General features: G+C 62.1%; 13 protein-coding genes. 7 read left to right on the top strand and 6 right to left on the bottom strand.

Annotated features, from left to right (window positions below; all coding sequences use genetic code 11):
- Positions 1-5: 5 nt before the first annotated feature.
- Positions 6-644, bottom strand: a complete 639-nt coding sequence (locus tag PQR54_RS27490; protein ID WP_408251208.1) for a LysE family translocator — start codon at positions 642-644, stop codon at positions 6-8.
- A 166-nt stretch (positions 645-810) separates the two neighbouring features.
- Positions 811-1695 carry a LysR family transcriptional regulator gene (locus PQR54_RS27485; RefSeq protein ID WP_408251206.1) on the bottom strand — a complete coding sequence of 295 codons (885 nt, stop codon included), beginning with the start codon at positions 1693-1695 and terminating at the stop codon, positions 811-813.
- Between the two features lie 145 nt (positions 1696-1840).
- Here PQR54_RS27485 and PQR54_RS27480 point away from each other — a divergent pair, with 145 nt between their 5' ends.
- From PQR54_RS27480 to PQR54_RS27455, 6 genes are all read left to right on the top strand, one after another.
- Entirely contained in the window at positions 1841-2275 is a 435-nt protein-coding gene (locus PQR54_RS27480) for a VOC family protein (protein ID WP_012427720.1), read from the top strand.
- A 323-nt stretch (positions 2276-2598) separates the two neighbouring features.
- Complete coding sequence (locus PQR54_RS27475; protein ID WP_408251205.1) at positions 2599-5826, top strand: efflux RND transporter permease subunit; 3228 nt, start codon at positions 2599-2601, stop codon at positions 5824-5826.
- Positions 5827-5861: 35 nt separating this feature from the next.
- The gene (locus tag PQR54_RS27470) at positions 5862-7085 is read left to right on the top strand and encodes an efflux RND transporter periplasmic adaptor subunit (RefSeq protein WP_408251203.1); all 1224 of its coding nucleotides are present in this window, start codon (positions 5862-5864) and stop codon (positions 7083-7085) included.
- Positions 7082-8578 carry an efflux transporter outer membrane subunit gene (locus tag PQR54_RS27465; RefSeq protein ID WP_408251202.1) on the top strand — a complete coding sequence of 499 codons (1497 nt, stop codon included), beginning with the start codon at positions 7082-7084 and terminating at the stop codon, positions 8576-8578. The genes PQR54_RS27470 and PQR54_RS27465 overlap by 4 nt, the downstream gene beginning before the upstream one ends.
- Positions 8579-8690: 112 nt before the next feature.
- Positions 8691-9377 (top strand): heavy metal response regulator transcription factor, encoded by a 687-nt coding sequence (locus PQR54_RS27460; protein WP_007176723.1) that lies wholly within the window; start codon positions 8691-8693, stop codon positions 9375-9377.
- Positions 9374-10831 carry a heavy metal sensor histidine kinase gene (locus PQR54_RS27455; protein ID WP_408251200.1) on the top strand — a complete coding sequence of 486 codons (1458 nt, stop codon included), beginning with the start codon at positions 9374-9376 and terminating at the stop codon, positions 10829-10831. The genes PQR54_RS27460 and PQR54_RS27455 overlap by 4 nt, the downstream gene beginning before the upstream one ends.
- Positions 10832-10910: 79 nt before the next feature.
- Here PQR54_RS27455 and dinB read toward each other — a convergent pair whose 3' ends face one another.
- Positions 10911-12056: a DNA polymerase IV gene (gene dinB, locus PQR54_RS27450; RefSeq protein WP_408251643.1), complete on the bottom strand. Its 1146-nt coding sequence runs from the start codon at positions 12054-12056 to the stop codon at positions 10911-10913.
- 275 nt (positions 12057-12331) lie between these two features.
- Between dinB and PQR54_RS27445 the strand changes: the two genes are divergently transcribed.
- Positions 12332-13459, top strand: a complete 1128-nt coding sequence (locus PQR54_RS27445) for an aminotransferase class V-fold PLP-dependent enzyme (protein ID WP_408251641.1) — start codon at positions 12332-12334, stop codon at positions 13457-13459.
- Positions 13460-13473: 14 nt separating this feature from the next.
- Here PQR54_RS27445 and PQR54_RS27440 read toward each other — a convergent pair whose 3' ends face one another.
- From PQR54_RS27440 to PQR54_RS27430, 3 genes are all read right to left on the bottom strand, one after another.
- The gene (locus PQR54_RS27440) at positions 13474-13890 is read right to left on the bottom strand and encodes a nuclear transport factor 2 family protein (RefSeq protein ID WP_408251198.1); all 417 of its coding nucleotides are present in this window, start codon (positions 13888-13890) and stop codon (positions 13474-13476) included.
- A gap of 188 nt (positions 13891-14078) precedes the next feature.
- Complete coding sequence (locus PQR54_RS27435) at positions 14079-14678, bottom strand: NADPH-dependent F420 reductase (protein WP_408251196.1); 600 nt, start codon at positions 14676-14678, stop codon at positions 14079-14081.
- Between the two features lie 71 nt (positions 14679-14749).
- Positions 14750-15484: an SDR family NAD(P)-dependent oxidoreductase gene (locus PQR54_RS27430; RefSeq protein WP_408251639.1), complete on the bottom strand. Its 735-nt coding sequence runs from the start codon at positions 15482-15484 to the stop codon at positions 14750-14752.
- Between the last annotated feature and the right edge of the window lie 87 nt (positions 15485-15571).

Below are 15571 nucleotides of genomic sequence, written 5' to 3'. Positions count from 1 at the left end.
CGCGCTCAGCTTTTCGAAGTCAGCAGCTTGATGCCGGCAATGCCGAACATGATCGCGAGCGACCCGTCCAGCCAGCGCCGGATCGACGCGTAGATGCGCCGCGCGGAAGCGGTCGAAAACAGCACCGCATAGCTGCTGAACACCGATACGCCGATGCACATGCAGCCGAGCACCACCGGCGTGGTATGCGAGGTGCCGCCGGCCGGCGACATGGCCAGCGAGACGATCGACAGCCACACCAGAATCGCTTTCGGATTGGTGAGATGCAGCAGCAGGCCGCGCAGATAGAGACGCTTGAGCGGCTCTTCGTCGCGCGCCGTGCTTGTGGGCAGCGCCTTGGGACGAAAAGCGGAGCGCGCGGATTTGAAACCGAGCCACAGCAGATACAGGCCGCCGGCAATCTTGATCGCCACCAGACATTCCGAGTAAGTGGCGAGCACCGCCGACAAACCCAGCGACGCCAGCAGCGCCCAGAAGAACGAACCCGACACCACGCCGAGCGCGAAGGTCAACGCGGAACGCCGGCCCGCGCTCATCGCCAGTGACATGATCGCGAGATTGCTCGGCCCGGGGCTCGCCGTACCGACGAAGTAGGCGCTGTAGGCGATCAGGACATCGGCGGTCAGGAAGGTGCTGGCGATCATGGACTGGACCTCGGCGGCGGGCAGGGCGTGCGGCTCGGAGCGCACACGGGTAAGGGGCGCGAGACGTCGCGCGAACGCAGATTTTGCGCGTGGGCGGAAGAATCCCACAGATACAGTTCGTTGCTCCGGCAACAGCACAATCGCGCAGACGCAGCGGCCGTATGGCTCACGCGCCCGCTGCCATGCCGATGCAATCCGCAAGCGCGCCCGCCACCGCTTGCCGGCTGTGCCGCGGACGCTGCACGAGGCCGATCTCGCGCTGAAACGTCGCTTCGCCGAGTTCGAGTGCGACGACGCCGGCCGGCCATTTGCCGAGCCCCGCGCTATTCGGAAGCAGCGCCACGCCGATACCGCGCGCGACCAGTTGCACGATGCCTTGCAACTCGTCCAACTCGATCACGTCGCGCACATTGATCCGCGAGCGCCGCAGAAACCGGTCGACCAGCCGGCCGCCGAACGAGGTGCGGTCGTAGCGGATAAACGGCTCGCTGCGCAGCAGTTCGCGCCAGGACCGCGCGGCGCCCTTGCCGCGCACGAGCGCCTTGGGCGCGAGCAGCACGAACGGCTCGGTGACGAGCGTGCGCCATTCGAGTTCGGACGGCAGCGCGAACGGCGGCTTGATGATGACGGCCAGATCCAGTTCGCCGGAATCCACTTGCCCGAGCAAGCCCAGCGACACGCCGGGCACGACCCGAATGCGCCAGCCGGGACGGTCGTCGCGAAAGCGTGCGAGTGCGTCGGCGAGAAACGACACTTGCGCCGACGCAATGGCGCCCACCCGCAGCATGCCGCTTTCCGCCGCGACCGCGCCACGTTCGGAGAGCCGTGCGTAGAGCGTCATCATTTCCTCGGCGAGCGCGAGCGTTTCGCGGCCGGCGTCGTTGAGCGTGGCGGAACGGCCGGTGCGGTCGAATAGCGCGAAACCCAGTTCTTCTTCGAGCCGTTGCATCTGCGCGCTCACGGCGGATTGCGTCAGGCCGATGCGCGCGCCGGCGCCCGAAAACGTGCCGTACTGGCTCACGGCGATAAAAGTCTTGAGTTCGCTCAGCATGTTCGATTGATCGAATTTGGTGATAGTCAGGTCAAATATATATCGTTTTTCACCATTTTTAGTCATGGTTAAACTTTGCTTCACGCGTGCGGCCTTCGAGGCGCCCGCACGTTCAACCCCATTCCAATCAGCGAGTTTCCCCATCATGAGCGTTGCCGATACCGTCTTGCCGCCGTTCCATCTGGCGTTCCCTGTTCATAGCCTTGCCGCCGCGCGGGAGTTTTACGGCGAACTGCTGGGCTGTCCAGAAGGGCGCAGCTCGGACGCGTGGGTCGATTTCAATTTCTACGGCCACCAGATCGTCGCGCACCTCGCGCCGGAGGAAATCGGCCATCGCCACACCAGCAAGGTCGACGGTGACGCCGTGCCGGTCCGCCACTTCGGCGCGGTGCTTTCGATGGCGCAATGGCAGGCCGCAGCGGACAAGCTGCAGGCGGCCGGCATCGACTTCATCATCGAGCCGCATGTGCGTTTCAAAGGCGAAGTGGGCGAACAGGCGACCATGTTCTTCCTGGATCCGTCGGGCAACGCGCTGGAATTCAAGGCGTTTGCGGATATGTCGGCGTTGTTTGCGAAGTAACGCCGTTATCGATCTGGCAGGTCGACGACGATCGACTAAGCTTTGAATGCGCGTGAAGTATTTGCTTCGCGCAAAACAATCTATGCGATGTTTCGCGACGCGCTCGCGTGACATCGCGTTGAAGCGGCACCTCAATGTCGGCTATCTTCTCTCATCAAACGTTTGCTTCCCGGCAAACTCCCGCGCAGTTCAAGCATCGTTCTTCCTTACATTAGCCTTCCTGACAATTCCGCCATTTTGGCGCCATGCAGGTGTTGGTGCTACCGATCTAGCATAAGCGCTGATTCACCCATCCCTTACCTGCATTCATTCGGGCGCGTTTCATGTGGATCGTCAACGTTGCGCTTAAACGGCCATACACGTTCATCGTGATGGCCATTCTGATTTTGCTGGCGACGCCATTCGTGCTGTTCACCACGCCGGTCGACGTACTGCCGGAAATCAATATTCCGGTGGTCAGCATCATCTGGACCTACACGGGCCTGTCGGCCGAAGACATGGCCAACCGAATCGCGTCGGGGAACGAGCGCGGTTTGACCACCACGGTCAACGACATCGAGCACATCGAATCGCAATCGCTAGCGGGCATCGCGATCCTGAAGGTGTTCCTGCAGCCGAATGCGAATATCCAGACCGCGATCGCGCAGATCGTGGCCGTCGAACAGGCGCAGGTCAAACAGATGCCGCCGGGCGCCACGCCGCCGCTGGTGATCAGCTATTCCGCTTCCAGTATTCCGGTGATCCAGCTCGGCCTGTCGAGCCCGAAGCTCTCCGAGCAGGCGCTCAACGATACCGCGCTGAACTTCCTGCGCCCGCAACTGGTGACGATTCCCGGCGCGGCCGTGCCGTATCCGTACGGCGGCAAGTCGCGGCTGATTTCGGTCGACCTGAACACACGCGCGTTGCTCGCCAAAGGCCTGACGCCTTCCGATGTGGTCAGCGCGTTCAACGCGCAAAACCTGATCTTGCCGACCGGCACGGCGAAGATCGGGCCGAAGGAATACACGATCAACATGAACGGCTCGCCCGCCACGGTGGAAGGGCTCAACGATATTCCGGTGCGCACGCTCAACGGCGCGACCACGTATCTGCGTGAAGTCGCGCACGTGCGCGACGGTTACTCGCCTCAGACCAACGTCGTGCGGCAGGACGGGCATCGCGGCGTGCTGATGTCGGTGCTCAAGAACGGCAGTGCGTCGACGCTCTCCATCGTCGATACGCTGAAGGGGCTGCTGCCGAACGCACAAGCCGCGTTGCCGCCCGATCTGAAAATCACTGCATTGTTCGATCAGTCGGTGTTCGTGAAAGCGGCAGTGCAGGGCGTGGTGCGCGAGGCGCTGGTTGCCGCCGCGCTGACCGCCGCGATGATCCTGCTGTTCCTCGGCAACTGGCGCAGCACCTGCATCATCGCGATCTCGATTCCGCTGTCGATCCTGTCCTCGCTGATCGCGTTGCACGCGCTCGGGCAGACCATCAACATCATGACGCTCGGCGGTCTCGCGCTGGCGGTCGGGATTCTGGTGGACGATGCGACGGTGACGATCGAGAACATCGAACGGCATCTGCATATGGGCACGAATCTGCACGATGCGATTCTCGACGGCGCGGGTGAAATCGCAATCCCGGCGCTGGTGTCGACCCTCTGTATCTGTATCGTGTTCGTGCCGATGTTCTTCCTGACCGGCGTCGCGCGTTATCTGTTCGTGCCGCTCGCCGAAGCCGTGGTGTTCGCGATGCTGGCTTCGTACGTTCTCTCGCGTACGCTGGTGCCGACCCTCGCCATGCTGCTGATGGGTCACGCGCACAAGCCGAAGCCGGGCGCGAAGCCAAATGTGTTCATGCGTCTCTATCACCGCTTCGATCGCGGTTTCGAGCGCATGCGTGCCGGCTACATTATGATTCTGAGCAGCTTGCTGGTGCGTCGCGGCATGTTCGGCAGCGTGTTCCTCGGCTTTTGCGTCGTTTCGATGGGCCTGATTTTCGTGCTCGGCGAAGACTTCTTCCCGAGCGTGGACGCTGGCGACATTCGCCTGCATATGCGTGCGCCGACCGGCACCCGCATCGAGGAAACCGCGCGTCTCGCCGATCAGGTCGAACAGGTGATTCGCGAGGTCGTGCCGCAGAAGGAGCTCGGCACGATTCTCGACAACCTCGGTTTGCCCTATAGCGGCATCAACCTTTCGTACAGCAACGCGGGCACGATCGGCACGCTCGACGGCGAGATCCAGGTGGCGCTCAATGAAGACCACAAGCCGACGCAAATCTACATGGACAAACTGCGCGCGCTCCTGCCGCAGCGCTTTCCGGGCGTCGAGTTTTTCTTTCAGCCCGCCGACATCGTCACGCAGATTCTCAACTTCGGCCTGCCTGCCGCCGTGGACGTGCAGATTTCCGGCGCGAATCAGGAAGGCAACTTCGACGTTGCACGCAAGCTGCTGAAACAGGTGCGCTTGATTCCCGGCACGGTGGACACGCACATCCAGCAGAAACTGGATGAACCGGCGATCAATCTTCAGATGGACCGCACGCGGCTTCAGCAACTCAATCTGAGCGCGAACAATGTCGCGCAAAACGTGCTCATTTCATTGTCGGGCAGTTCGCAAACGTCGCCGGGTTTCTGGTTCAACAACCGCAACGGCGTGGAATACAGCGTGGCGGTGCAAACGCCGCAGTATCAGGTGTCGTCGATCGATGAACTGTTGCGCACGCCGGTCTCCGGTGCGGCCAACGGGCCGACGCAGTTGCTCGGCAACCTGGTACGGGTCTCGCCGCAGACGCAGTTCGCTGAAGTCAATCACTACAACATCAGGCCGGTGATCGATCTGTATGTGAGCGTCGAGAAGCGGGATCTGGGCAGCGTGGCGAACGAGGTCGACAAGCTTGTGAACAACGTGCGTGCGTCGCTGCCGCGCGGCAGTCAGATTACCGTGCGCGGCCAGGTGCAGACCATGCGCAGTTCGTTCTTCGGTCTGGGGCTCGGTGTGGCGATGGCGATCGTGCTGGTGTATCTGCTGATCGTGGTGAATTTCCAGTCGTGGGTCGATCCGCTGATCATCGTCAGCGCGTTGCCCGCGGCGCTGGCGGGGATTGTGTGGATGCTGTTCCTGACCGGCACGCACCTGAGCGTGCCCGCGTTGACTGGCGCGATCATGACCATGGGCGTGGCCACCGCCAACAGTATTCTGATGGTGTCGTTCGCGCGTCAGCGTCTGTCCGCCGGAGCACCGCCGCTGACCGCCGCGCTCGAAGCCGGTGCGAGCCGGATCAGACCGGTGCTGATGACAGCCTTCGCGATGATCATCGGCATGATTCCGATGGCGCTCGGTCTCGGCGAGGGCGCCGAGCAGAATGCGCCGCTCGGCCGCGCGGTGATCGGCGGCCTGCTGTTCGCCACCGTGTCCACACTGTTTTTCGTGCCGCTTGTGTTCGCGGCGATTCACTCCCGCCTCGCGCGGCGCCACCGCGGCGATGACGATGGTGACGCGAATCACACGGGTTCCCACGGCGACGGCCCCGCGCCCGACCACGGCGGCGCTGGCAAGCCCGCGTAAAGTTAAATGACGGCTGACTGAGATGGCTGACTGAGATGACCGAAAAAACTCATGCATCGCTAGCGATTCCCGCGCGAGAGACGGAAGGCGGCCACGCCTTGCCGCCGCGCCATCAAGAATGGAAACGCGCCAAAATCGCCATGTGGATCGTGCTGGCGCTGTTAGCTGTCGGGGCCTTGCGCACCGTGATCGCCAACATCATGCAGAACCATTCGGTGGCGGAGACCACCAAGCAGAACGCCACGCAGTATGTGAACGTGGTGAGTCCGACCCAGGCCGAAGGCAGCGGCAATACCTTGCTGCCGGGTACGCTGCGCGGCTTCGTCGAGTCGCCGATCTACGCGCGCTCCACCGGTTATCTGCTGCACTGGTACGCCGATATCGGCACGCGGGTAAAGCAAGGTCAACTGCTTGCCGATCTCGATACGCCGGAGATCGACCAGGAGCTCGCGCAGGCTTTGGCGCAGCGTCAGCAAACCAGTTCGAGCCTCGGCCTCGCGAAGAGCTCGCTGGACCGTTGGCAGCAACTGCGTCAACGCGATGCGGTCTCGCAGCAGGAACTCGACGAACGGCAAAGCACCTACGCGCAGGACGTGGCCAATCTCGCCGCCGCCGACGCCAACGTCAAGCGCCTGCAGCAGCTCGAATCGTTCAAGCGCATCGTCGCGCCGTTCGCGGGCGTGGTCACGCAACGCAACGTCGATGTCGGCGACCTGATCGATGCGGGCAGCGGCACGAGCCGCGCGCTCTTCGCGCTCGCGCAATCGGACCCGCTGCGCGTCTATGTGCAATTGCCGCAGGCGTACGCGCAAAACGTATCGGTGGGACAGAAGGTGGTGGTGACGCAGGCCGAACTGCCGGGCCAGCAATTCCACGGCACGATCACGCACATTTCCGGCGCGATCGACGTGCCCACCCGTTCGCTGCAGGTCGAAGTGACACTGCCGAATCCGGACGACAAACTGCGACCGGGCGCGTATGTCCAGGTCGCGGTGCCGGCCGTGGCGCACGCGCAATTGATGGTGCCGGGCAACGCGCTGCTGTTTCGCGCCGAAGGCCCGCGCGTCGCGGTGGTCGATGCGAAGGGCAACGTGCAGTTGCACAAGATCGTGATCGCGCAGGACCTCGGACAGTCGCTCGAAATCGAAAGCGGGATCGAGGCGAACGACAAGATCATCATCAACCCGAGCGATTCGATCGCGGACGGCGATCACGTGCAGATTCAGCAGCCGCAAACTAACGGTAAGGGGGCGTCGTGAAGCACGTGGCCACATGCCGTGCGCTGACGACGCTGGCAGGAGCGGCGCTACTGGCCGCGTGCACGGTCGGGCCGAATTACGAAAGGCCGCAGGCAGAAGTACCGCCCACCTGGCAAACCGATTCGTACTGGCGCGTGGCCGTGCCGTCGCATGCGCCGATTTCGCCGGACTGGTGGAACGCGTTCAGCGATCCGACGCTCGCCACGCTGGAAACGCAGGCGCTCGCGCAGAATCAGACGCTGGTAGCCGCCAGCGCGCATTATGAGCAGGCGCGGGCGACGCTCGCGAACGACCGCGCGCAGCAGATTCCCGAAGTCGATCTCGCGGCGCAGGGATCGCGCTTCCGGATTTCGCAGAACCGTCCGCGGACGAATTACGGCACGGCTACGACGTCGACGGTGCAGAACAATGTGCAACTCGGCCCCACGATCAGCTACGACACCGATCTATTCGGCAGGATACGTCGCGAGGTGGAAGGCGCGGCGGCTTCCGCGCAGCAATCGGCGGATGATCTGGCCAACGCGCGGCTCGTGCTCACCACCGACCTCGCCAGCGACTATTTCTCGCTGCGTGAACTCGACGCCGAGATCGACGTGCTGAATCAGTCGGTGAAACTGCAGCAGAAGGCGCTCGACTACGTCACCACGGAACACGATCTCGGTTCGGTGTCCGGGCTCGACGTGCTGCAGCAGAAGTCGCTGCTCGATTCGACGCGCGTGCAGGCGCAATTGCTGCTGAATCAGCGCGCGCAGTTCGAACATGCGATCGCCGCTTTGGTCGGCGTGCCCGCGCCGCAGTTTTCGATCGAGCCCAAGGTGCTCGCGGTGCAGGTTCCGTCGATTCCGCTCGGCGTGCCCAGCGACGTGTTGCAACGGCGGCCGGATGTCGCCTCCGCGGAGCGCGCGATGGCCGCGGCGAATGCGCAGATCGGCGTCGCCAAGGCGGCGTTTTTCCCGAGTCTCACGCTGGCGCCGAGCATCGGCTGGGAAAGCACGCAGTTCGCCAGTCTGCTGAGCGCGCCGACGCTGATGTGGACGCTCGGCGCGGCCGTCGGCCAGGTGTTGTTCGACGGCGGCCGCCGCGCGGCCAACGTGAAGTTCGCGAGCGAAGGCTACAAGGCCACCGAGGCGAACTACCGCCAGACCGTGCTCACCGCGTTCCAGCAGGTGCAGGACGGCATCACCGGACTGTCCGTGCTGGATGGCGCGGCGAAGCAGTCGAGCGAGGCCGTCACCGACGCGCAGCATCTGCTCGCGCTCGCCAACGACCGCTATTCGGGCGGCCTCGTGGCTTACCTCGACGTGATCACCGCGCAGCAGTCGCTGCTCACCAGCGAGCGCCAGGACGTGCAGATTCACGGCCAGCAGATGACGCTGTCGGTTTCGCTCGTGAAGGCGCTGGGCGGCGGCTGGGCGGTCGGCACGGACATGTCGAATACGCCCTCGGGCGCGCAGCCTGACGACACGAAGGAGGCGATGGCTCCCGCGCGGTGAGCTACCGGATCATGAAGCAACAGGGGCGGCAGCAGGGGCACGCGAGGGCACGCAAGCGGTGCGCAAGACGATTGCAAGGCGTTTCGTATAATGCACATACAAGGGGACGCGCATGAAATTGCTGATTGTTGAAGACGAGCACAAGGTGGTGGACTACCTGCGTTCCGGTTTGACAGAGCAGGGCTGGGTCGTCGACGTCGCGCTCGACGGCGAGGAGGGCATGCATCTGGCCACCGAATTCGATTACGACGTGATCGTGCTCGACGTGATGCTGCCCAAACGCGACGGCTTCAGCGTGCTGAAAGCGCTGCGTATGCGCAAGTCCACACCGGTCATCATGCTCACCGCGCGCGATCATGTGAACGACCGCGTGCGCGGTCTGCGCGAAGGCGCGGACGACTACCTCACCAAACCTTTTTCGTTCCTCGAACTGGTCGAACGCTTGCATGCTCTCGCGCGGCGCACGCGCTCGCAGGAGTCGACGCTGATTTCCGTCGGCGATCTGTTCGTCGATCTGATCGGCCGGCGCGCGACCCGCGACGGCGTGCGCCTCGATCTCACCGCCAAGGAGTTTCAACTGCTTAGCGTGCTGGCGCGCCGGCAAGGCGACATTCTGTCGAAGACGGCGATTACCGAACTCGTCTGGGACGTCAACTTCGACAGTCATACCAACGTGGTCGAGACCGCGATCAAACGATTGCGCGCCAAGCTCGACGGCCCGTTCCCCTCCAAACTGCTGCATACCGTGCGCGGCATGGGGTATGTGCTCGAAGTGCGCGAAGAGGCGGAGCAGTCATGAACCGCTCGATCGCCCGGCGCCTCGCGTTAATGTTCGCGTTCGTCGCGCTGTTCGTGTTCACGCTGGTCGGCACGGGGCTCTTTCTGGTGCTGCGCACGCAACTCGAACACCATCTGCGCGAGTCGCTCGACGACCGCACGCAGATCGCGCGCATCATCGTGTATCACGCCGTGACGCCGGAAAAGTGGCGCATGGCGCGTGAAAAGCTCACCGACATGACACCGCACGACGGCAGCACGGTGTACGCGGTGTCGAGCACCGATCCGTATTTCCATTACGGCACGCCTGTCGACGGCTCGGTGGTCACGCGCTGGGCCGGCGGCTATGCGCGCGTGACGCCGGCCGGCGGCGGCCAGGACATGCTGACCTCCACGGCGACGATCCCGGCTTATGGCGCGCGTCCGGCGGTGCAATTGCAGGTGGCTGCGAGCTATTCGCCCAATGTGCGCACCATGCGCGTGTTCGGCTTTGCGCTTGCGGCGTTGTCCGCGCTCGGCAGTCTCGCCGTGCTGTTGCTCAGCTATTCGGTCACGCGGCTCGGCCTCGCGCCGCTGACGCGCCTCACGCGCGACGCTTCCGCCGTGAGTCCAAATAACCGCTCGCAGCGTCTGAATACGGCCTCGCTACCGCTCGAACTGAACGATCTGGCCAACTCCTTCAATGGTGCATTGGAGCGCCTCGACGGCGCGTATGGCCGCCTCGAATCGTTCAACGCGGACGTGGCTCACGAACTGCGCACGCCGGTGACGATTCTGATCGGCCAGACGGAAGTCGCGTTGACCCGCAACCGCTCGGTCGACGATCTGCGTCACACGTTGCAATCGAATCTCGAAGAATACGAGCGCATGCGGGCGATCATCAACGACATGCTGTTCCTCGCACGCGCCGATCAAGGCGAGCGTGCGACGGGCCTCGTCGACGTGTCGCTAGCCGCGGAAGTCGCGCATACGCTGGAGTTTCTGGAGATACCGCTCGAAGAAGCGCGGGTGCGTGCGCAATTGCGCGGCGACGCCATGGCGCGCGTGAATCGTTCGCTGTTCGGCCGCGCCTGCACGAATCTGTTGATGAACGCTATCCAGCATTGCGAGCCGGACGCTGAGATCAGCGTGACGATCGTGAGCGACGAGGACCAGGTGCGCGTCGCGGTGGCCAATCCCGGTGAGCCTATCTCGCCGGATGTGCTCGAACATCTGTTCGACCGGTTCTATCGCGCGGAGGTCTCGCGCACGAATAGCCGCGAAAACCACGGCCTGGGTCTCGCGATCGTGAAGGCGATCGCGGAGATGCATCGCGGCAGCGTGTCGGCGCAAAGCGCGCACGGCATTAACACTTTTGTGTTTTCGGTCGCGGCGGTTTCGCCGATGGAAGCCGGCATGCCGGCGGCGCGCTCGAATCCGAGTGCGGTTGTTGATGGAAGCGGTTATTCGTCGCTGGTGAAGAGCAAGTCGGCCTGAATTGGTAAGCACCGCAGGAGCGCTCGAAGGTCCTCTCGCGGCTCATTGAGACACCTTTGTCCGGCAGCCGGCACATGCACTAAAAATCCAGCGTGAACTGAGCCGGCGCGTCGCTCTCCGTCGCGCCCGGACGTTGGAGGCCGCCCGCCTTGACGCCCAGCAGCCTGATGGATTTGACAAGGTCGACCCGTTTCAGACACTGGGTGGCCGCGTGACGCAGCGCCTTGGCGTCCGCAACGGGTTCTGGGAGCGTGACGTCACGCGTTACTGTCTGAAAGTCGTTGAAGCGAAGCTTGATCCCGATCCTGCGCGCGAGATAGCCTTTACGCTGCAAATCCAGCGCTACCTGTTCGCATAAACGGGTAAACGCGGTACCGAGTTCCTGCCTGTGCCGTACGGCGTGCAGGTCTTGCTCGAAGGTGGTCTCCCGGCTCATCGAGACAGGCTCGCTATGAGTCACCACCGGCCTGTCATCGAGCCCGTGGGAAACTCTGCGAAGCCATGCCCCATAGCTCCGTCCGAACTGTTCGATCAGCCATTGCTCGCTGCATGCGGCAATTTCACCGATGGTCGTTATCCCGAGAGACGTCAGCTTGGCATTGGCCTTCGGCCCAATACCGTTGATTTTTCTGGCAGCCATTGGCCAGATCCTGGCTTGCAGATCTTCAAGCCGCAAAATCGTGATGCCGTCCGGCTTTTGTATGTCCGAACACAGTTTGGCCAGCAGCTTATTGGGCGCGATTCCAACCGAACAGGTGAGATTGGTCGCCTCGAAGACGGCGGATTTCAGCTTCCGTGCAATTTGCTCCGAGTCGTCGTTCAGGAGCGATAGATCCGCGTAAACCTCGTCGATTCCCACGTCCTCGATTGTCGGACTTACGGACCGAATGGCGTCCTTGAACAGGCGTGAGTACGTTCGATAGAGATCAAAGTTCACCGGCAGGAGAATGGCATCCGGAGCCAGGCGGGCCGCCTGCATCGTGGGCATGCCGGAATGAACGCCGAGCGCCCGTGCTTCGTAGGTTGCGGTCGTCAGGACGCCTCTGCCCGCATAGTCGCGTAACCGTGCGAATTCACGCGTGCCATCCGCGTTCGTTCGGGGCGCATCCGAACGACGGCCGGCCACCACCATGGCCTGGCCTCGCAGTTCCGGATACTGTGAAAGTTCACAGGACGCAAAGAATGCGTCCATGTCGATGTGGGCTATGCGCCTATCATCTGGCATGCCTTGATACTCAAAAATAGCGTTCACTGTCTAGTCTTGGCCACGCGGCGCTTATCAGAGCCCCCCAAGTGACGAACGTCGATACAGCAAGAAGTCGCGTTCCGTGGCGCAAATACCTAGACTGTACATTCATACAGTGTTTTTGTCAGGTCATGGACCGTCGGGAACTGTTTTCCGGTTCGATCCGAATGCAAAATGCTTTTTACCTCGGCCACAGGTCGCTTTCGTTAGAATCTGTTTTCGATCCTTATATTCGTCTAAAACCGGAGACAAACGTGCCAGGCTTACTTCCCGATGTCGACCGCGAGGGGCTCCTCGAATATTCAGTCGTTTACACCGACCGATCAATCAATCACATGTCGCAACTCTTCCAGGGAGTCATGCGCGATATTTCCGCTTCTCTGAAGAAGGTCTACAACGCGAAGTCGGCCGTGGTCGTCCCGGGCAGCGGGACTTTCGGCATGGAAGCCGTGGCCCGGCAGTTCGCGACGAACCGGAAGTGTCTGGTCATCCGCAATGGCTGGTTTAGTTATCGCTGGTCGCAGATTTTCGACATGGGCGGCATTCCGTCTGAATCGATCGTGCTGAAGGCGCGCCCGGTCGAACAGGGGAGACAGGCTGCGTACGCGCCGCCGCCGATTGAAGACGTGGTCGCTGCGATCAGGGAAAACAAGCCGGATCTGGTGTTTGCGCCGCATGTCGAAACCGCATCGGGGATCATGCTGCCGGACGCTTATATACGCACGGTGGCCGACGCTGTGCATGCCGTCGGCGGCATGTTCGTACTGGATTGCATTGCCTCCGGCACGGTCTGGGTCGACATGCAGGCGAGTGGCGTCGATGTCCTGATCAGTGCGCCGCAAAAGGGATGGAGCGCGTCACCGTGCTGCGGGCTGGTCATGCTTAGCCCGCTTGCCCGCGAACGAATCGATGCAACGACTAGCACCAGCTTCGCTTGCGATCTTCGCAAATGGCTGCAGATCATGGAAGCGTACGAGAACGGTGGGTTCGCGTACCACGCAACGATGCCCACGGACGGTCTCGCGACATTGCGTGACGTCATGAAAGAGACCGAGGCATATGGCTTCGATAAAGTGAGAGCGGAGCAGCTTGAACTCGGCAAGCGCGTTCGCTCACTCCTTGCGGACAAGGGTTTCAGAAGCGTGGCGGCTGAAGGGTTCGAGGCTCCGGGCGTTGTCGTCAGTTACACGGACGATGACGGAATTCGATCCGGCAAGAAGTTCGCTGATGCAGGGTTGCAGGTGGCGGCTGGCGTTCCCCTTCAATGCGATGAGCCTGAGGATTTTAAGACCTTCCGGATTGGGTTGTTTGGCCTGGACAAACTGCATGACGTTGAGGGCGCGGTGGAGAGGCTCGCGAAGGCGGTGGGCAGTATTGTCTAGTCCATCTCAATGGTTCAGGGATTGGGGCTCGCGTCCCTCCCTGAGGCTCGCGCCAGTGCTTGCGTGTCGATATATTCCCGGATATTCGTCAGTTTGCCGTTTCGAACGGTAATGGCGAATACCCAGTCGTCCCTGAACGTCCTGTTCGTCGCTTTGATTTTCCCGGTGGCGACGCCTACCACCATAACCCGCTCTCCCTGCGCCACGAATTCGGGAGGCTCTGGGTATGTCATTTCCACCTCGTCGGAAGCCTTCTGAAGCACTCTCGCCAATCCCGCGTGCCCGCGGTGCGTGCCGGCCAGCGGCCAGTCTTCGCCCGGAATGATCCACTCGATATCTTCGGCAACCAACGCCAGCAGACCTTGCTTATCGCCGCTGCCTATCGCTGCAAAGAAATCCTTCACAATCTGAATATTCTCTTCGATGCTCATCGAATCTCTCCATTTTGCTTTTATCGGATCGTCTCCGACCTAATCGGCCACCTTGTAGATTTGCCGGCGAGGACGTGGCGCCAGATGAGCGGAGCGCGGCTTAACGCCAGCGTCGCGCTCGCTTCAATCAAACTGTGGTTGGCCCTTTGTCCGAGCAGGATCGCATCGAAACTTGCGACCACGACTCATCAGTCGAACTTGACCAGGTCCTTAAAGATCAGTTGTCCCCAGCTATTTCCCCGCCCCTGCACAAGCAGTCCACCTTCCGAAAGGCCGCCAAGTTTGATCGGCGCGAAACCGAGATTTTCCGCAAGCGCACCAATCTCCGTTGCGGCGCCGTCATCGTCACTCGCCAGGAACACGACTCTCCTGCCACCATGTACGGCCGGATCCTGTTCAAGCACGGCAGCGCCCAAATGATTGAAGCCCTTGACCAGCCTGCCACCAGTGAACGCCTGCGCGACGACTCTGGAAGAGGGTTGTCCACCCAGTTCCTCAGGGGGCACGCCGTATGCATTGGTCACATCGACGATAGTCTTCCCCTGCCAGGTGGGCAGCGTTTTAGCGACATCCTGGTGTGACTTATAGCCAACAGCCAGAAAGACGATGTCAGCCTTGACCGCTTCCGCCAGTTTTTTGGGAATGATCTTGGGTCCGATCGCGGCCGCAGCGGATGCAAAGCTTTCCGGGTCGCGAGTGGTTGCAACGGATACTTCGATGCCTTTTCGGGCAAACGCCTTGGCAAGCGCCCGGCCGATCTTGCCGAAGCCAATAATTGCGTAGCTCATATATTTTCCTTTGGTGTGCGACGCCCTACGGACTCCGAATATCGAATGGAGTGACCGGCGGGCGTAGCGTGTCAGAGTTGCGCAAGGCCGCCGTCAACGGCAACCTCGCTGGCGGTCATGAAGCTGCTGTCCGGCGACGCGAGAAAGGCGGCCACCGCTGCGATCTCAGCCGGATCGGCCATGCGCTGAAGCGGAGTCATCGCGGCGTAGACCTTCTGGCCTTCCTCGCCGAGCGCTTCCTTCGCGAGGTCGGTCGCCGTCGCCCCGGGCGACAGCACGTTGACCCGGATGCCGGTGCCCTTCAGGTCCTCCGCCCAGGTCCGTGCGAGGTTGCGCACTGCCGCCTTGCTCGCGCTGTAGGCGCTCATTCCCGGGGCGCCCGTGGTGCCGGCGCTCGATCCGGTCAGGATTATCGAACCACCTTTGCCCATCAGCGGCAGCGCCTTTTGTACCGTGAAGATCGTACCTTTCACGTTGGTGTCGAAAGTTTCGTCGATGTGCTCGGCGGTGATCTTGCCTAGCGCAAGCGGACTTCCCGCCCCGGCATTGGCGAAAACGATATCGAGGGTTCCGCGTTCGGCCTTCACCGCCGCGTACAGGCGGTCGAGGTCGGCCAGATCGGAGACCGAGCCCTTCACCGCGCGGGCATTGGGCCCGAGGTCGGCAACAGCGGCGTCGAGTGCGTCCTGCCGCCGGCCGAAGATGAAGACGAAGGCGCCTTCCTCGATGAAACGCTTTGCAGCGGCCCGGCCGATGCCGGTAGCGCCACCGGTGATCACGGCGGTCTTGCCATTCAGTCTGTTCATGTCATGCATCCTTCGAAACAAAAGCGAGAAATACAATTCTGGACCTCTTGATCCATGAAGCCAATTGACTGAATATCTATGGATGCC

The organism is Paraburkholderia phytofirmans (assembly GCF_046028095.1).
GTDB lineage: Bacteria > Pseudomonadota > Gammaproteobacteria > Burkholderiales > Burkholderiaceae > Paraburkholderia > Paraburkholderia phytofirmans_A.
Note: the sequence above shows the minus strand (reverse complement) of the source record. Positions and strands in the feature narration are given on the sequence as shown.